The following is a 17,610-nucleotide window of genomic DNA, read 5'->3' as shown; positions in this document are numbered from 1 at the left end:
CGATGATCTGTTCCTCGGTAAAACGCTTCTTCACGTCCAATCTCCTTCCGTTGCGGGATTGGACTCCAAATCCTTGCGCTACTCAAAACCGGGGGGACGTCGAGGGGTTTCGAGCGATGACCAACTGATTTGGAGTTGGTCATCCCGTAAGCTAGCTCGACTTTAGCAACTTGGTTTCCACAAACTTTACGCCAAGTGGCGTAATCATCGCTTTATCCGTACGAACCTCGATCAAGCGCTTCCCGAAAAGGCCCGCGAGAACCCGATTGATGTTTGCATTGTTGTGTGCCCAAACCTTCAGGTCGCTAGTCTTTGTCCATCCGGGCGTTGAATAAAGAAGCAAGAGCACTTCGTCGCTTATTTTCACGCCAGCGGATAGCACTCGTTTGATTCCGTCGACCTCCCACACCAAGGGATTCGCACGCTCGACCAGAGCATCCACAGCATCTTGCGCATCTGACGTGGATACTCCATGCGTAATGCGCACCAGCTCTGCAACCACCCACGCCGCAGCTTCACGAACAAATGATGAGTCCATTTTATTGGCGACCACATCCCCTCCGACGTGGCCGACGTTTCGGTTATTCCTAACCTCGTACAACGCAGGCAACAGCCGCGGAATCAGAATGCGGAGAGATCTATCACCAACGGGAACCGGAACCATATTCTCCATGGCCTGGCAAGCCGCCAAGAAGTTTCTGGGCTTTTGTGGTGCCGCGGCAAAGGTGCCAGAAACGGCGCCATGAATGATGGTGTAGGCAACCTCACAAAAACGCCCAGCATCCAGCGACGCCAGCTTCCAGCGCCCCTCACTGTAGGCGCTGCAAATTCCACGGTATTCCTCAATGAGGGGATCTCTGAGAGAGTCCGGTATGTTTGCCAGGAGCTTTGACGGGTCGATCATTCAGCCTTTTTACCCCGCCGCTTCTTAGTCGCCGCCGCGCCGCGAGCCTTGGCTTTCCCTTCAAACCCGGCCTCCACTGCCTTCTCGCCTTTTTGCGTTAGGTAAGACTTCGTTCCCTCGTCGTGAATCCAGCCTTCCCTGACTGCAAGGTTGTAGTCTCTGGCGTAATTTGAGCCCGGCGCAGGGAGCTTGGCCTGTGCGAAGTAACCCGAGAGATCACCTCGCGCAAAATTTTCATTCCCCTCTACTTTGTCCCGGTAGTAGGCAAAGCAAGCGATGCGCTGTGGATTCGTCGCCGGGTTACATCCTTCCAGAAATTCCACAATTGATTGCCGCTTACTTGATTTTCTCTTTTGCCCGCTATCGGAATCACGATCGTCCCTATCTTCCGCCTTCTCCCTTCTATCATCAGCAACAAACACATCTACGCCGAAAAGAGCGGCCGCAGCCTGCAATACACGCTGCCTTTCGTCTGAATTCAGCGACTCTAGAGCACCAGTTATGGTCGCAGAAGCCTTCACGACCCTCGATATGTCGATGCTTGGAGAGCCTCCGCCATTAGATGCGCCCGCTCCCGTTTCAACCTGCGCGCCACTCACTGCACTCGCATCGCTCATATGCTCCCCCACATAGGCCTATGTAGATGACGTCCTAGTCGCCCCGAGTCCGGGGGGAGGGCCGCCAGATCAGCTCTACTGATACAACAAGACACCTATTGGACGCCAGCCTTTGGCTCTGGGTCCTTCCCTCATGGGTATGCCGGGCGGGGGCCTCGACACCTCGTAATTCGCGTTGTGGGTGGCCTTAGAAATTCAATTTTTTGTTTATGTCCACCACGATATATCTTATTGAAATTTATAAAAATAGTTACATCTTAGACATAAAAGGGCGCCGCCTGGCAGACGATTGGCTGCCCGCCGGCATAGAACAAAGCCCACCCGCCCCGACGGGTTTTGCATTTAAGCTGACGGAGTGAATTAGGGGAAAGTGTGGATACGACAAAGGCAAGTCAACCGACTACTACCGCCGCCCGCACGCCTGCGCTCGCGGCGGCCTCTGCTGGCGTAAGTGCACCATCGACGAACAACGCGGCGACTGTGATCCAATTGGTGCCGCAACCGGGAGGCGATGGGCTTTTTCAGTGGACGAATACGGGCATGCTTGCGCTCTACGGAGTCCTGTTTACGCTGGGCGTAAAGTGGATCAGTGACGTCATTCAACGTCGGTATGAATTGCGACGGCAGCTTTATCTTGATCTTGTGGACGCTGCGCAATCACAAACCGCCTGCCTTGGGAGAATGTGTGATGTCGACATTCCGATGAAGGAGACACAAAAGCAATTTCAAGACACCGCATCAGCAATCGCAAGGGTCGAGTTAATTGCGCCTCAGAAAATGTCGCGACTGCTAAGTGAATTTAAAATTTCAAGCGGCCGGGCCATGATCAAGTTGATGGAAATGCGCGCGCCTATCGAAAAACTGCGCGTCGACTTACTTACCGCAGACCAAGACATCGCTATGTTCGCGCGGGAAAGGGGTGTTTTTATTGATGAACTTCGCCGAATGACGATCGAAGGAAATGAGGACGCGGCACGCCTTGCACGACTCAATCAGCACTGCGAATACTACAGCGCTGAGATACAAAAGAGGCACGAGAGAAAGAAAGCGTTTGCAGCAGACGCATACACGCTGACTAACAAAATGGCGACCGCCGCAACGGAGTATTTAGCCATGCTTGCAAAGCAAATGCCCGCCCTGTTGAAGTATGCGCGCAAGGAACTAGGCTACAGGCGCTTTGATCTGAGTGAGTACCAAAAGCGAACGGATGAAACCGCGGACATGATGAAAAATGTAGTTGCAGATTTGCAGGAAAGTGTACGGAAAACCGTAAAGCCGGACGAAGACAAAAAAACTTAGCCGGCGTCTTTTCCCATGGGGGATGCTGATATTCGGCGCCGATGGGATCATCCTTTCGTCCTCGGCTTATTGCGCCTAGCGCGTTTTACCGGCCTACAACGTCACCAACATCCTAGACTGCGTCGACCGTGAGCGCTCAGAGATGGTGGTTGGCTACATCCAGGCGCCAGTGTTTCATGAGCACCTCGTTCCCGCTGAGCCAACGATCTTTCGCGATGCTGCCGTAGCTACACGTATCTTCGTCAACGACGCCGCCAAAGCGCTGCTTGATGGGCGTATTGCGTCAAACAAGATCATTGGAATGAGCTTCAGGGAACGGAAGCAAGGTAATTAATACGGAAGTGGCGTTGAGCTACCTCCTATTTTTCGGATGGCTAAATTAAACTGCCAGCTATATCCTTTCGATGCTTTAGGCGAGCGGTAGTCGAAACAAATGAGGAGTCATAATTCTTTGTCCGAGAAAAGAATAAAAGAAAAAGAAGTATCTTTTTTTTTGAGCGGTATCAGGAATAGGGGTCGTCTAGCATGAAGCCTTGGAAAACCGCTTGTTTTCTGTCTTTTCTTATCTTGTTCCCTTTGACGACATGGTCGGCTGATGTCGTCGTGCCAGGTCCAAAAGGCCTAAGTGTTTGCGCGCCTGAAAGTCCGTTATTGGACAGCATGAGGCGTGTTGCCACTCAGTTTGGGACTCTCAGCGGTTGCTTCGTTTCCGATGAGAAAACGCAGGTAAATGGCGCAAACTACCCCTTGGAAGTTGCATTCGCCGTTGCACTGTTTCACGAAGACTCCGGTCCTTCGACAACAGCTGATGTTGATAAGCTCTATGTCACGACCGAGAGGCGGTGGGAAAATGCTCAGCCCTTGTGGAACCAAAATAAAGCGGCCTACGAGCGCTACGTAGAAGAGTTGGTGCGTAAAACGTCGCCCAATGCTTCCCAAACGGGAAGTATGTCGATGGATCAGCCTGTGCTTGTCTCCATGCAGCGCGTAAATTCGAGTGCGTATACGGTTGTGTCAATCAGGCGGCGCAAGATATCTAAGGGTGGAAATACTTTCTCCTTCGACACTAGCGAAGGGGCCGCGATTGTCCTTAGTAAAGGAAGCCTCGTCCGATTGACGATCCAGCGTCAGTTCCGAGGGCAGGGGGATGTGGACGCAGTAAAGAGCGAAATTACGGCTTGGGCGTTTAGCTTGGCTAAGTGATGGTGGAAACGCCCGTCGAAGTGACGGGCTTTCGCGGCGATGAGGCTGAAGACAGAGCAACTGGCAACTGCTCATAAAGCAGAAGCTTGTCAATAAATTTACGCCAAAGAACCACCACCATCCACCGGAAGAACCTGACCCGTGGCATACCCATTGAGCATCAAATAGATATACGCAGTAGCAGCCTCTGCCGGCGTTGCCCCTCGTGGCAAAAGCAGCGGCGCAACGGAAGCCTGCAGCCGTTCCGGCGGCATCATTTGCTTTACCTGTTCGGTCAGTGTGATCCCTGGGCATACGACGTTGATGCGTAGCGGCGCCAGATCGACAGCCAGGCCGTGAACCAGATGCACAATCGCCCCAGATATGGCGATGGCCATTGGCGCACCTTTGATAGGGCGGTAGGCAAGCATGCCGCTGGTCAGCGTGATCGAACCGGTCGGATCGATCACGCGGCAAGCGTGTTGGACGGCAGCCAATGCTCCCCAGAAACGCACCGTAAAACTGTCGCGCGCCGCGGTGAGGTTGATGTCACGGGTGGGTGCAAATATCGGAATGTCCCAGTCGCCCGCGGTAATGGCGAGATGATCGAAAGCTCCCAGCGTATCGAAGAAGCGCGAAATGCTGCTCTCATCGCGCAGATCCATGGCGCTGCCGGTTACGCCATCCAGACGCGCCATGGCGGCATCGATGTTTGCTTGATGGCTGGAAGCGACAACTACGTCCGCACCGATTTCCCGCGCCAGCATCGCGATTGCGAAGCCGATGCCGGCGGTGCCGCCAATCACTACCACGCGCTTGCCGGCAAGAGACATCAGCGCTTCGCTCACGGTGTTACGCCGGCATCCGCAAAAATTTCATCCAGCTCTTGAATCAAGCCGATGCCACGCGGTTGCCATCCAAGCTTCTCCTTCGTCTTCTTGCTGGAAGCAGGCACGCTCAAGCCCACGAAGTGGCTCAGCCAGCTGAAATGAGCGAGTGCTTCTTCTGGTGTCTTGCTTACGACTGGAATACCCATGCCGCGGCCAATCGCTTCGGCAATGGTGCGCAAAGGCACGCCTTCTTCTGCCACCGCGTGCCAGCGCGCGCCGGCTTCGGCTTTTTCCACGGCGAGTGCGCACAGCTCGCCTGCGTCCTGGCCTTGCACGGCGGGCCACACATTGCTGCCGTCGCCGACGTAGGCAGAAACACCGGTTTGGCGCGCGATCTGGATCAGGTAGCTCACCAATCCCTGCTTTTCACGTCCATGCACGGAAGGGGCGAAGCGCACTGCGCCAGCGGTAACGCCACGTGTGATGAAGCTCGCGGCAGTTTGTTCGGAGGAGCGTGGAAACGAATCCGAAACGGGACGCGCGTCATCGTCTTCCGTGCACACGCGGCCGGGAGCGAGCAGGGCGGTGCCGGACGCCACGATGAAGGGGCGGCCCGAGCCTTCCAGCACGCCGCACATTGCCTCGATCGTGTTCTTGTCGAGCGCGGAAACTTCCGCGATGCGGGAAAAATCATGTTCAAAACCCAGATGCAAAACCGCATCGGCTTGGCGCGCGCCGCTTCGCAAGCTCTCCAAATCCTGCAGCGAACCAGGATGCGGTGTAACACCGAGTTTCTTGAGCGCAGCCGCACCGGTCTCGGAGCGGGTCAGGCCCAGCACGCGATGTCCGCGGGCGAGCAGGTGGGGAATGGTGGACGAACCGATAAAGCCGGTGGCTCCGGTGACGAAGACGAGCATCGCAATCTCCTGGGATCGTTGCCGCGCGGATGCGGCGTTGACTGTCGTGGCGCAGTCTAGGCAGGGCTATCGGGACAATCTATGCTTAAAACTCCATAGTTCTTTCGTGATCGTTCAAATGATCGTTCAAGCCTCCATGGATCCGCTTTCCGACGTGCTCGCGCTGCTCAAGCTGCGCAGTTACATCTCGGGCGGGATCGATGCTGCCGGCGACTGGTGCATCGCATTCCAGGCGCACGAGGGCATCAAGTTCCAGGCGATCGTCCGGGGCAGTTGCCTGGCGCAGATGGATGGCTCGGCGGAGCCCTTTGTGGCGCAAGCTGGCGATTGCTTTCTCCTGCCGCGTGGCCGCCCCTTCCGCATCGGCTCGCGACTGGATATCACGCCCATCGATCCGGCGATGTTTATGGCGAAGAAGAAACCGGGCGAGCCGGTGCTGCTCAATGGCGGCGGCGAATTCCTCAGCCTTGGTGGCTACTGCGACATGGTGGGCGACGCCAGCATTCTGCTGAGCATGCTGCCGCCGGTACTGCATGTGCGCGATGAGCCGGCCAAGGCTGCGTTGCGCATCTGCATCGAACACATGTCCGAGGAAGCGCGTGATCCTCAGCCTGGCGGCTTCCTCATTACCCAACAGTTGGCGCAGATATTGTTAGTGCGCACGTTGCGCGCGCATTTGCAGGAGACAGGCACCGGCGTGGGCTGGCTGTTTGCACTGGCGGATCGGCAACTGGCCGCCGCCATTGCCGCCATGCACGCGGAGCCAGCGCAGCCTTGGACGGTGGAACAGCTGGCTCGGGTTGCCGGCATGTCTCGCACTGCGTTTGCGCTGCGCTTCAAAAGCAAAGTAGGGCAGCCGCCGATGGAGTACCTGACGCGCTGGCGGATGCTGTTGGCGGATGATCGGCTGCGCAATGCGCGAGAGCCGGTTTCTGCCGTGGCCTTGTCGCTGGGTTATACCTCTGAGAGTGCGTTCAGCACGGCGTTCAAGCGGGTTATGGGGACAGCGCCGCGGCGGCATGTGCGGCGTGTGGGTTAATGACGTGGTTTGCTTGTCATTCCGGCGAAGGCCGGAATCCATGCAGATCGTTGCGTAGAACTTTCACTGAATCGACATGTATCTCGCATGGATATAAATGGATTCCGGCCTTCGCCGGAATGACGATTCGCTCTGAAATAGCAGAGTCGTGAACGTCGGTTTTTCTAAGGGAATGACAGCAGCTCCAGCTCCAATCATTACTTGGGCGCACCTTCAGGGGCCGGCACCAGCACATCATCATCCTTGCTCCACGCCGGCGTCGTGATGGCATAGAACTTCAGCATCTCGCCCTTGCTGGCTCTGATGGAACGAACAACGGCAGGCGGAATGAGAATGTAATCACCCGGGCCAACAGGATGCGCCGTGTTGCCTGTCCAAACTTCGCCATGCCCTTGCAGAATAAAAAAGGATTCCTCGCCGAGCTTGTTATGGCTCCATGCGCTTGCATGACCCGGGTCCAGTTCGAATAGCGCAACGCTGCCGAGCGTCGACCTGGCACCGACGGGCGCTGCACGCCCCGTAAGCTCCTTCAGTCGTACACCTTGCGAAACTTGGACGAAGGGCAGCTTATCTGGGGAAATAACGTTGGCCGCATCACCAGCCAGGGAGACATCTGAAGCGCTCATGCCAGACACCGCAAGAAGGCCGAGGAGGGCATATGAAAAGAACCTATTCGTCATGGGATGCCTATCTTTCAAGGGCTAAAACGACGTGGAAGCATAGCGGAAGAGACAGCTAAAGGGCGCTACTCAAAAAGCGGAGAAAAAGAAACCCGATGACTTTGTTAGATGATGTCGCTCGCCGCTATATACCGTGTTTAAGATGGATAACGACAGAGATGTCCTCCTTAGTCACCGTAAACTGCACTTGCTGAAACGACGGCATACCCATCACGGATGGATTATTACTGAAGCCGTAGCCCTCTTTGGGAATGCCAAGCATATTGGTTCGCAGCTTGCCGCTATCGTCTTCATCCTGATACACGCGCAGTCCATAAGTGCCGGGTGGAATATCGCTGAAGGTATAGCTCACGGCATTGACTGCTGCTTTGACATGGCCTGTGGCGGCAGCTTGTGCCTTGTTGTTCCAGCCTGCTTCCGAACCATCCAGTTTGAGCCGGACCGTGCCGTTGGCATTGCGTAAACCATCCACAGTTACGGTCACATTCGCAGCGTATGCGGATAGCGACAACATGCCAGCCATGATACTCATCATCATGGCCAGCCGATGATGAGAACGAAAGGCTTTGATAGCCATATAAATCGACCTCCAGGTTTTGTTTGAGAAATCAGCAGGTGAAGCGAATCCACGCGTTACTCAGCTCAATGGCGTGTGGTCGCCACCCCGAGCCAGTGCACGCTGGTAGGCAGGGCGAGCGCGAATGCGCTCAAGAAATGAACGTATCGATGGATGTACGCCTGCACCCGCGCGCACCACGCCGGATTCAATCGGAAAACTCATTTGAACGTCGGCGGCGGTGAACTCGCTGCCGGCAAACCAACCCGTGTGCTTGAGTTCTTCCGCGATGTAGCCGAAGTGGAGATTGAGCTGGGGATCGACGAAGCCGGCCTGCAATGACGTAGCAATCTTCCGGGTGATGGGTTTCATGAAGAAGGGAGCAGGCGCCTTGGCGATTCTTCCGGCGACCAGTTTGAGCAACAGCGGTGGCATCGCCGATCCCTCGGCGTAGTGCATCCAATAGCGATAGCGCAAATACTCAGGCGAACCTTGCGCAGGAACGAATCGGCCCTCGCCATAACGCTCAACCAGATACTCAAGAATGGCGCCGGATTCTGCCAGGGTATGAGATCCATCCGTCACCACCGGGGCTTTGCCAAGCGGGTGAATGGCGCGTAGTTCCGGCGGTGCCAGCAGCGTTTTGGGGTCGCGCTGGTAGCGCACGATGTCGTACTCGACCCCCAGCTCTTCAAGCATCCAAAGAATACGTTGCGAGCGGGACTGATTGAGATGGTGGACGGTCAGCATGGCCTTATCCAACGGGAGATGGTTTGTTGTTACCACTGGAAACATCGTGATACTATGAAGACATGTTTCCACTGTCAACATTGGGCGAGGCGAGAAAGTGAACCGTTCTTCCAGGCCCGGCAAACGGTCGGCCTATCACCACGGCGATCTGAAGAGCGCGTTGCGCTCCGCCGCCGCCACCTTGATGGCGGAGCGTGGCGTCGACACGGTCAGCTTGCGTGAAATCGCGCAGATGGCTGGCGTCAGCCACACCGCGGCTTATCGGCACTACGCCGACAAGGAAGCTGTGATGGCAGACCTTGCCGAAGCGGGTTTTCGCGAACTGAGCGCAACGATGGGGCAGGTCATCGCCGCCACACGAGGCGGGGTCACCCGGAAGCTGCAGGCTGCCGGTGGCGCATACGTGCGTTTCGGCGTTGAGCAGCCGCACCTTTTGCAGTTGATGTTCGGCCCGGCGATTTCGGATTGGCAGTGCTATCCCGCGCTTGTCGAAGCGAGTGACGCGCTCTATGCAACGCTTACCGACATCATCAAGTCGGGCCAGGAAAAGGGTAAGTTCCGTGCCGGAGATCCCAGGGACTTGGCATTGGCTGCCTGGTCTTTGGTGCATGGCTTGGCGCTATTGATCTGCGGAAGGCGCGTTACAGGCTCCGATGATGCGTTGTTCGTCGAACATGCATCGCAACGAGTTACCGCGTTGTTGATCGAAGGACTAACCGTGAAATAGAACAGGACAGCGGAGTCGCCTAAGCGAACATCTCGCCGCGTGGCCAATCGGAACGCCATTTTCCAAGAGAGGTTGGATCGTGAATACCTGCGTCAATCAAGAAGAAATGCTGGTCAATGCCTTTCAGCAGCCCATCGGCGCGCCGCTGCCGCACTGGACTGCTCGTCCTGTGCCACCCCATACGCCGCTAAATGGTCACTTTTGCCGCATAGAACCAGTCGACGTCGATCGCCACGTGGACGGTCTGTATCGCGCATACAGTACGGCGCCCGACGGGCGGGATTGGACGTATATGAGTGCAGGGCCGTTCGCCGATGCAGAAAGTTTCCGTAGTCACCTGATAAAGGCTGCTGCAAGCCGCGATCCCCTTCACTACACGATTATCGATCTGGCCACGCACGAACCGACTGGCATGCTCGCCCTGATGCGAATCGATAGCGGCAACGGCGTCATCGAAATAGGCCATGTGGCTTACTCGCCACTGATACGACGCACGTCTGCCGCTACCGAAGCCATGTTTTTGCTATTGCGCCACGTATTTGATGACCTTGGTTACCGGCGGTGTGAATGGAAGTGCGATCACTTGAATGCACCATCCCGCGCTGCCGCCCTGCGTTATGGTTTTCAATACGAGGGCATCTTCAGACAGGCGGTGGTGTACAAAGGCCGCTCACGCGACACCGCCTGGTTTGCGATGATCGACCGCGACTGGCCAGCCATCCGAATGGCATTCGAGCGATGGCTGGCCCCCGAAAATTTCGACGCTGCCGGTGTTCAGCGCGTGACATTGGCTAACTTGATTGCCGCTCAGTGCAGCGGTACCGAGTCGTCATTCCGGCGAACGCCGGAATCCAGTCAAGAATGACGTGCGCAGCACTCGACATAAATGCCTTGAGTGCTTCGCACGACGTATTTCAACTGGATGATTCGCTTCGCTCACCCCTGCGGGGCCGTCCTTCGGACGTTCTCCGCGCTGCGCGCTACGTCCGGCCTTCGCCGGAATGACATCGAGGCTAGAACGGCCTTTTCTGCTTCTACTGGCATGTAGAGCTTGAGTCGCCAAGCCAATTCTCATTACCTAGACCGTCAAGCACATCATCCAGCTGTATGTTGAAGGCCTGAAAGATGAAGTAAAGCTCCGCGCGGCCAATCGTTATCATGGTATCGCTGTTCGCCGTGTGTTCCTCGTTGTAGGTGATGTGTGCCATCAAATCCAGCATGGCTTGAAGACGTTTGAGGGTTTCGTAGCCGTCTCGGGACAATAGATAGAGTTGCGGTCCGCAGCGGCCGCCGTGCATATCTTCCATTTGTGTTCTCCACACGCTTAGGTCACGCCGCGTATTGCGCGCGGCGTGAAGGGCTTCAGGAAAAATCCTGCTCGCTTTGTCGGAATCAGCTGCTTCCGCTTCGGCAAGTGCCCACTTCGGCTCGACGTCGCACAGCCTGCGCGGCGGAGAAGTAGGGGAAATGCACCATGGTGGGAACACGAAGACGTGTCGGTGCCTTATTATGATCGATAACCATAGTCAACTCGCTGTTAGTTGGTGGTGGCCAGCGGATCGTTTGGGCTGTCACCCAGGCGATCCGCGCTACTTCTCTCATGTCGGGCGTGTCGTAGTCATCTCGCTGGATGGGCACGCCCGACTGCCGCACCTTCGCATAAAACACGTCCCATCATCTGTCAGTGGCGAGTACTTTGACGTGTTGGCAAATGCCTACGCGGCGCAGGCGGAAGCGATGGGCTGCGGCGTTGACGAAACGACAGCGTCTACCACGACGGTTGATGTCGAATTCCTTGGATCTTGATCGTCGCTTAGAGAGCCTCCGAGCAGAGTGCTCACTCCGTCCATTCACAGCGATATGAGGATTGCGACATATGATTACCGTTTTTGGCGAAGGCAGGGGATTCCGGGTTATCTGGCTGCTGGAGGAGATGAGGCTGGCGTATCGGCTGAGGCCGGTCGACCTGCTGGCCGGTGTCGAGAAAGACACAGAATTCCTGGCCATCAATCCTGCCGGCTTCATTCCGGCGATTCAGGACGGCGACGTCACGATGGTCGAGTCCATTGCCATCATGGAGTACTTGATGGCTCGCTATGGCCCGACGCCGCTCGCGCCGGCGCCGCACGATCCTGCTTTCCCTGCTTACCAGCAGTTTCTCCACCTTGGTGAAGCAGGCCTCGCAGCCTCGATCTATTTCGTCGTCGGTGCCCGCAATTTTGCGCCGGAGTCCGAGCGGCAGAACTGGAGCGCTGACCAGGCGCTAAGCGTTTTCGAGAGTCGCCTGACGTTGGTAACCCGCCAGCTTGCACGTACGCCTTATCTTGCCGGCGAGGTGTTCACGGCCGCTGACATTTCGGTGACTTATGCCTTGGAGTTGGCGCAAACAAGTGGGGGTGTCAGGCTTGGTGAGGTGGAGCGGTCCTATATGGCCCGTACCAGGGCACAAGAAGGCTACCAGCGCGCCATGGAGACGTGTAAGTCGAGAAAGGCGTGGCTGGCTAAAGCGCTCGTCGAATGATCGTTATTGAGAAGCCGGAATCCAGTACAAACATGGCGTGCGAAGCACACGATATAAAAGGGTATGAGTGCTTCGCACGACGTATTTAAACTGGATTCCGGCTTTCGCCGGAATGACGAGCAAAGGCATCGAGCAGCGCGATCACACGCTGTCCCTATGATTTGACGAGTGTCGCCGGGATCTAAGGAAACAGCGTTGTCCGTCCACCGTCCGGACAACCTGGACAACTGTCCGCGGACAATCAAGCTTCATTTCACCATATCCCGCAAATGGCGACGTTATGCGGTTTTCCAGGCATTGATGCGGTTGGCATCGGCTTTGCAACGCTTAGCTCGAAAGCCTCAACTCATCATCGATCGGAGAACCGCCATGAAATTCGAAACCCTGATGCTCAACAGCTTCTTCGCCGCCTGTGTTGCGATCTGCGTGTCCACGCTGGCTGCCATGTTGGTATAAGCAAGCGCTGATTTCGGTCCCCTTACGTTTTTTCCATCGTCGCCGCAATACGCGATTTCAGATTACCGATAAACATCCGCATCGCGGACTGCACATCGGCGAAGAGGGGATCGTGGCGATGGTTCAACATCACGCCGGTGAAAAGTTTCAGGCCGACGGCGAGTGCCATGGCATCGTTCTCGGCAAAGGCCGTGCCCGCCCGCACGCGCTCCACGATGGCGAAGATGTCGTCATGATTTTGAACTTCGAAGACAAGCGGTGCAGAAGCGGCGTCATCCATGCGCTCGACCTGGATTTTGAAGTTGGCTAATGGCATGACATTTCTCCTTCGTGATGGGTATGTGCGAACGTAGTGGGCGGTACGCTCAGGTGGTCTGCTGTCCACGGGGCGAGAGCAGATCACCGAGTTGGATCCGGCGGAGAAACTCCGCACGAATGCGATCGGCCACGGCGTTGACCACTTCGCAACCATCGCTGGCGGGATCGACGTGGACGCGGAAGGGGCGTCGGCCAAAGGGCAGGTTGACTACGTCGACGATGGCTTTGGCGACGCTTTGCGGATCGGCATCCGCTGGTTCACACGCAGCCAGATTCTTCAGGATTTCATCGGCCAGCCCGTGATTGGCGCCATTGTCGTACGCGGTGTGGCGTTCTTTGTCGGCAGGCGATGCCGCGTGCAGGAAGTGATGGGTGCCCTTGGTGAAGGCGCCTGGAACGACGATGGTTGTTTCGATCCCCCAACGCGCCAACTCGCCTGCATAGCTCACGGCTAACGCGTCCATGGCCGCCTTCGCGGCGAAATACGGTGCCAGGTACGGTGGCGTGCCGCCGCGATGGCTGGAACTGCCCACCCACAACAACATCCCTTTGCCGCGTTCACGCAAGTGTGGCAGCACCGCACGGTTGACGCGTTGCGTGCCCAACACATTGACGTCGTAAAGCTGTGCGTACTGCTCCGGCGTAAAGGCTTCCGCTGGCCCAAACACCATGTGACCGGCATTGTGCATGACTACGTCGATGCGCCCTTGCTCGGCGATGATCTGCGCGATGGCTGCGTCGGCGGAAGCTTGTAATTGAACATCAAGCTCTGCGGTGTGCAGTTGCACGTGGTGCTGTGCCGCGTAGTCGCGTGCTGCCGCAACCTGGGGAGCATTGCGCCCGGCGGTATCGCGCATGCTGGCGTAGACGATATGACCTGCATCGGCGAGCGCACGCGCGCTCATCGCGCCGAAGCCGCTGGATGCGCCTGTAACGAGAATGACCTGTTTCATGACGATGTCCTCGATTCGGAATTAATAGGCGAAACCGCCGTTGACACGGATGACCTGGGAATTCACCCAGCGGCCATCGGGGCCGGCCAGAAACGACACGGCGGCGGCGATTTCTTCGGGGGTGCCGATGCGCTCCAGCGGCGCCAGCTTGGCGATCTGCGTGACTTGCTCATCGCTCTTGCCGTTGAAGAACAGCTCGGTGGCGACCGGTCCCGGCGCGATGGCGTTGACGGTGATGTCGCGTCCGCGCAGCTCATTCGCCAGCACGTGCACCAGGCCTTCCACGCCTGCCTTGCTGGCAATGTAAGGACCGTAAGCAGGGAAGGACTTGGCAAGCACGCTGCTGGACAACGCGATGATGCGGCCGTCCTTTTCCAACTGCTCTGCCGCCAAGGCCATGACGACAAACGCACCGCGCAGATTGGTGGCGATGACCTTGTCGAAGGTTTCCAGATTGTTCTCGGCGATAGTTGCCATCGGCATGACGCCGGCACTGTTGACGACGACGTCGATACGGCCGAAGGCCTTCTTGGTGGCGGCGAACAGGCGCGCCACATCCTGGGGATTGCCAACGTCGCCCTGTACGGCAATGGCTTTGCCGCCGCCGGCTTCGATGGCGGCGACCGTTTCCTGTGCCTTGGCTGCATTGCCGGCGTAATTCACGGCGACGGCAAAGCCATCGGCCGCCAAACGCATGGCAATGGCCTGCCCGATACCGCGTGAGCCGCCGGTCACGATGGCGCTTTTGACTAGGTTCGAGTTCATGGATCGCTCCTGGGTGAAAGGGCGGGAGTGCCCTTGGGGAGCGAGTCTGATCATTTGCCTGACATGGATAAATGCATTAAATATGACACCGTAATTCAATATAAATTAACAATAGGCGCATGGATCGACTCGAAACCCTCCAGTTGTTCACCCGCATCGTGGAAACCGGGAGCTTTACCCGGGCAGCCGACATGCTGGATATGCCGCGCCCCACGGCGACCTACGCCATCCAGCAGCTGGAAGCGCGGCTCGGGGTTCGGCTGCTTGAACGCACTACGCGCCAGGTGCGCCCCACGTTGGACGGGCAGGCGTTCTACGAGCGTTGCGTGCTTATTCTTAGCGATCTGGAAGATGCCGAATCGTCGCTGAAAAACATCGCCTCCAATCCGCGCGGCACGCTGCGCGTGGATATGGCCACCACGCATGCCACGCATATCGTGCTGCCCAGGATCGACGAGTTTCGCAGCCGCTACCCCAACATTGATCTGGTGATCAGCAGTGGCGACCGCCTGGTCGATTTGCTGCGCGAAGGTGTCGATTGCGTTATTCGAGCCGGCGTCCCGCGCGACTCGACCCTGGTCGCCCGCCCACTGGCGAAGATGCCGCAAGTGATCTGCGCGAGCCCGGAATACCTGGCCTTCTTCGGCACGCCACAACATCCCGGCGAGCTGGCTGATCATCAGGCGGTGAAGTTCTTCTCCAGCAGCACCGGCATCGACAACACGCTTGAGCTGATCGTTGACGACAAGTTGTGCGCATTTGGTCTTGGTGGATGGATTGCGGTCAACGACGCAGAAAATTACGTCGTTAGCGCACTGCGCGGTTGTGGGTTGATCCAGTTGCCGCGCTTTCACATCGACGATGCGTTGCAAGATGGGCGGCTGGTGGAAGTATTGGGCGAATGGCGCAGCCCGGACTTGCCCCTTACGGCGCTTTATCCGTATCGTCGGCAGCTATCGCGGCGCGTGCGGGTGTTTATTGATTGGCTGGGTGATTTGTATAAGGCCAAGTTTGGGGAGATGGTTTAAAAGTCGGGATGTGCGCGTGATCGTCATTCCGGCGAAGGCCGGAATCCATCGCCAGTACGAAGCATGGATTCCGGCCTTCGCCGGAATGACGGTGAGGTGTTACGAAACTTTCCCGGATAGCAGTGCGCTTTCGCGGGAATGACGGCCTTGATGGTTGCGATTTCACACCATGGAACAATCCGGGGGGACTCATGCAGGGATATGCTTTAAGGACAGTGGCGTGTGCGGCGCCCGCCGCTAGATTTGCATTCGGCAGCCAAATCACACACGGAGGTAGCCAGTCATGAGGCTATGGCGTTTTTGCTGCCTGGCTATCGGCGTTTCGCTCGCAAGCCATGCTTGGGCTGACAGTTGCCACGTGGGGAAATACGGCACGTTGCCGGTGGACCTGATTGGTGGACGAGCCACCACCGTGGTGAAGATCAACGGTAGCGACACACGCCTCGCCCTCGACACGGGTGCATTCTTCAACATCATGTCGAAGGCCAACGCGGCGGCGCTGGGTCTCAGGTTGCGGGCTTTGCCCTTTGATTTTCGCGTCTACGGTATTGGCGGTGGTGCGAATGCCGAGTTCGCGGACGTCCAGGAATTCGGCGTCCTCGATACGACGCTTCATAAAATTGATTTCATTGTCGGTGGTACCGACATGGGCTATGGCTTGCTTGGGGCCAACCTGCTCGATTTTGCCGATCTGGAAATCGATTTTGCGCACGGCAAATTGACCCTGTTCAAAGTGGAACACTGCAAGGATATGTCGTTGGCGTATTGGTCTAAGGATGGCAACTACAACGTCGCCGATCTCGAGCCGTCCAACAACCAGACCGATCGGCGCACGTTTCTCAGCGTCACGATCAATGGCAAGCATGTGCGTGCCATGCTCGATTCCGGGGCGCCTGCCACGTTGATAACCCGTAGCGCCGCAGAGCGAGCCGGGATCGATCTCAATGGGCCGGATGTCAAAGTCGACCATCGCAGCTTCGGCATCGGCAGCAAGTCGGTCAAGACGTGGACGGTGCCGGTCGATGCGTTCTCGGTCGGCACGGAAACCATCCATCACAGCCAGGTGCTGGTCATTGATGGAAGCATGGGCGACCACGAAACCGACATGCTGCTCGGCCTGGATTTTCTCCTCGCCCATCACATGTTCATCGCCAACAGCGAAGGGAAGGCTTATTTCACCTACAACGGCGGACGCGTGTTTGCCTTCGCCACAGCGCCCGGCGACGGCGACAATACCGATGCCGGCACGGCCGCGGACGGTGCGCCCAAGACTGCAAGCGATTACGCCTTGCGTGGTGAAGCGCACTTGTCTCGCGGTGAACCCAAGGCAGCCGTCGCCGATCTGGACGAAGCCATCCGCATGGCACCCGATCATGCCGATTACTACGCGGCCCGTGCGAGAGCAAATCTAGGGGATAAGCAGCCCGATGCAGCACTCGCCGATCTGGACAAGTCACTGAGCCTGGATCCAAAGAACCTTGACGTCTTGCTGCTGCGAGCCGAATTACGCATCAGGCACAAGGACCCCGACGGTGCGGCCGCTGACGTGAAAGCGGCAAGCGCGCTGGCCCCTGCCGGATCAAGGCAGGCGCGTTCGATTGCCAGCCTGGATATCCAACTCGAGCAACCTGCTGCGGCACTCCCCTTGCTGGATGACTGGATTCATCTGCACAGTGATGACGCCTTGCTCGGTTCCGCACTCAACGAGCGTTGCTGGGCGCGTGGCTTGAGCAATCAGATGCTCGACGACGCCTTGAAGGACTGCCACAAGGCGATCAAGCGCGATGGTGAAATTCCCGCCTATCTCGACAGTCTCGGCATGGTGGAATTGCGGTTGGGACATTATCCCGAAGCGATCAAAGCCTATGAACAGGCGGTCGCGCAAAACCCGCGTTCTGCCTGGTCGCGCTATGGTCTCGGCTTGGCGAAAATCCGCAGCGGTCAAACGGCCGCGGGTAATGCCGATCTAGTTGCCGCACGCGCGATCAATCCGGACATCGAGGCACGTGCCAGCAAATATGGCTTGACCACTGCGGGGCCATAAGCTGAATCCAAATAGGCGCAGATT

Annotated in this window: 20 protein-coding genes; 9 read left to right on the top strand and 11 right to left on the bottom strand. The window is 57.2% G+C overall.

The genetic code is table 11. The annotated features are described in order from the left end of the window. Positions 1-151: 151 nt before the first annotated feature. Complete coding sequence (locus IEX75_RS18770) at positions 152-904, bottom strand: hypothetical protein (RefSeq protein ID WP_188796534.1); 753 nt, start codon at positions 902-904, stop codon at positions 152-154. Beyond that, positions 901-1,521 (bottom strand): hypothetical protein, encoded by a 621-nt coding sequence (locus tag IEX75_RS18765; RefSeq protein ID WP_188796532.1) that lies wholly within the window; start codon positions 1,519-1,521, stop codon positions 901-903. The genes IEX75_RS18770 and IEX75_RS18765 overlap by 4 nt, the downstream gene beginning before the upstream one ends. A gap of 372 nt (positions 1,522-1,893) precedes the next feature. Between IEX75_RS18765 and IEX75_RS18760 the strand changes: the two genes are divergently transcribed. Together IEX75_RS18760 and IEX75_RS18755 are read left to right on the top strand one after the other, a co-directional pair. Next, positions 1,894-2,820 (top strand): hypothetical protein, encoded by a 927-nt coding sequence (locus tag IEX75_RS18760; RefSeq protein WP_188796530.1) that lies wholly within the window; start codon positions 1,894-1,896, stop codon positions 2,818-2,820. Between the two features lie 525 nt (positions 2,821-3,345). Beyond that, positions 3,346-4,023: a hypothetical protein gene (locus tag IEX75_RS18755; protein WP_188796528.1), complete on the top strand. Its 678-nt coding sequence runs from the start codon at positions 3,346-3,348 to the stop codon at positions 4,021-4,023. Between the two features lie 98 nt (positions 4,024-4,121). On the opposite strand, the gene IEX75_RS18750 is transcribed toward IEX75_RS18755, so the two are convergent. Together IEX75_RS18750 and IEX75_RS18745 are read right to left on the bottom strand one after the other, a co-directional pair. Further along, on the bottom strand, positions 4,122-4,850 hold the full coding sequence (locus IEX75_RS18750; protein WP_188796526.1) for an SDR family oxidoreductase: 729 nt from the start codon (positions 4,848-4,850) through the stop codon (positions 4,122-4,124). After that, positions 4,847-5,749, bottom strand: a complete 903-nt coding sequence (locus IEX75_RS18745) for an SDR family oxidoreductase (RefSeq protein ID WP_188796524.1) — start codon at positions 5,747-5,749, stop codon at positions 4,847-4,849. Before IEX75_RS18745 ends, IEX75_RS18750 begins: the two co-directional genes overlap by 4 nt. Positions 5,750-5,867: 118 nt before the next feature. Here IEX75_RS18745 and IEX75_RS18740 point away from each other — a divergent pair, with 118 nt between their 5' ends. After that, the gene (locus tag IEX75_RS18740) at positions 5,868-6,788 is read left to right on the top strand and encodes an AraC family transcriptional regulator (RefSeq protein ID WP_229720952.1); all 921 of its coding nucleotides are present in this window, start codon (positions 5,868-5,870) and stop codon (positions 6,786-6,788) included. A gap of 197 nt (positions 6,789-6,985) precedes the next feature. Here the strand turns inward: IEX75_RS18740 and IEX75_RS18735 are convergent, their stop codons facing one another. From IEX75_RS18735 to IEX75_RS18725, 3 genes are all read right to left on the bottom strand, one after another. Then, the gene (locus IEX75_RS18735; RefSeq protein WP_188796523.1) at positions 6,986-7,414 is read right to left on the bottom strand and encodes a cupin domain-containing protein; all 429 of its coding nucleotides are present in this window, start codon (positions 7,412-7,414) and stop codon (positions 6,986-6,988) included. A gap of 178 nt (positions 7,415-7,592) precedes the next feature. Continuing rightward, the gene (locus tag IEX75_RS18730; protein WP_188796521.1) at positions 7,593-8,045 is read right to left on the bottom strand and encodes a DUF2141 domain-containing protein; all 453 of its coding nucleotides are present in this window, start codon (positions 8,043-8,045) and stop codon (positions 7,593-7,595) included. 60 nt (positions 8,046-8,105) lie between these two features. Beyond that, the gene (locus tag IEX75_RS18725) at positions 8,106-8,774 is read right to left on the bottom strand and encodes a glutathione S-transferase family protein (protein WP_188796519.1); all 669 of its coding nucleotides are present in this window, start codon (positions 8,772-8,774) and stop codon (positions 8,106-8,108) included. A 97-nt stretch (positions 8,775-8,871) separates the two neighbouring features. Here IEX75_RS18725 and IEX75_RS18720 point away from each other — a divergent pair, with 97 nt between their 5' ends. After that, on the top strand, positions 8,872-9,501 hold the full coding sequence (locus IEX75_RS18720; RefSeq protein WP_188796517.1) for a TetR/AcrR family transcriptional regulator: 630 nt from the start codon (positions 8,872-8,874) through the stop codon (positions 9,499-9,501). A 79-nt stretch (positions 9,502-9,580) separates the two neighbouring features. Then, positions 9,581-10,366, top strand: a complete 786-nt coding sequence (locus IEX75_RS18715; RefSeq protein ID WP_229720951.1) for a GNAT family N-acetyltransferase — start codon at positions 9,581-9,583, stop codon at positions 10,364-10,366. A gap of 169 nt (positions 10,367-10,535) precedes the next feature. On the opposite strand, the gene IEX75_RS18710 is transcribed toward IEX75_RS18715, so the two are convergent. Further along, positions 10,536-10,808, bottom strand: coding sequence for an XAC0095 family protein (locus IEX75_RS18710; RefSeq protein WP_188796515.1), 273 nt, complete (start codon positions 10,806-10,808; stop codon positions 10,536-10,538). A gap of 569 nt (positions 10,809-11,377) precedes the next feature. Between IEX75_RS18710 and IEX75_RS18705 the strand changes: the two genes are divergently transcribed. Together IEX75_RS18705 and IEX75_RS18700 are read left to right on the top strand one after the other, a co-directional pair. Then, entirely contained in the window at positions 11,378-12,022 is a 645-nt protein-coding gene (locus tag IEX75_RS18705; protein ID WP_188796513.1) for a glutathione S-transferase family protein, read from the top strand. 195 nt (positions 12,023-12,217) lie between these two features. Continuing rightward, complete coding sequence (locus IEX75_RS18700) at positions 12,218-12,478, top strand: hypothetical protein (RefSeq protein ID WP_188796511.1); 261 nt, start codon at positions 12,218-12,220, stop codon at positions 12,476-12,478. A gap of 22 nt (positions 12,479-12,500) precedes the next feature. On the opposite strand, the gene IEX75_RS18695 is transcribed toward IEX75_RS18700, so the two are convergent. The 3 genes from IEX75_RS18695 to IEX75_RS18685 are packed head-to-tail and all read right to left on the bottom strand — an operon-like array spanning position 12,501 to position 14,514. Beyond that, the gene (locus tag IEX75_RS18695) at positions 12,501-12,794 is read right to left on the bottom strand and encodes a DUF3861 domain-containing protein (protein WP_188796510.1); all 294 of its coding nucleotides are present in this window, start codon (positions 12,792-12,794) and stop codon (positions 12,501-12,503) included. Positions 12,795-12,843: 49 nt separating this feature from the next. Next, positions 12,844-13,749, bottom strand: a complete 906-nt coding sequence (locus IEX75_RS18690) for an SDR family NAD(P)-dependent oxidoreductase (RefSeq protein WP_188796509.1) — start codon at positions 13,747-13,749, stop codon at positions 12,844-12,846. Positions 13,750-13,770: 21 nt separating this feature from the next. Next, the gene (locus IEX75_RS18685; RefSeq protein WP_188796508.1) at positions 13,771-14,514 is read right to left on the bottom strand and encodes an SDR family oxidoreductase; all 744 of its coding nucleotides are present in this window, start codon (positions 14,512-14,514) and stop codon (positions 13,771-13,773) included. Between the two features lie 119 nt (positions 14,515-14,633). Here IEX75_RS18685 and IEX75_RS18680 point away from each other — a divergent pair, with 119 nt between their 5' ends. Then, the gene (locus tag IEX75_RS18680; protein ID WP_188796507.1) at positions 14,634-15,542 is read left to right on the top strand and encodes a LysR family transcriptional regulator; all 909 of its coding nucleotides are present in this window, start codon (positions 14,634-14,636) and stop codon (positions 15,540-15,542) included. Positions 15,543-15,825: 283 nt separating this feature from the next. Further along, a complete protein-coding gene (locus tag IEX75_RS18675) occupies positions 15,826-17,586 on the top strand; it encodes an aspartyl protease family protein (RefSeq protein ID WP_229720949.1) in 1,761 nt (586 codons plus the stop codon). Positions 17,587-17,610: the final 24 nt, after the last annotated feature.

Source organism: Dyella nitratireducens (assembly GCF_014642835.1).
Lineage (GTDB): Bacteria > Pseudomonadota > Gammaproteobacteria > Xanthomonadales > Rhodanobacteraceae > Dyella_B > Dyella_B nitratireducens.
Note: the sequence above shows the minus strand (reverse complement) of the source record. Positions and strands in the feature narration are given on the sequence as shown.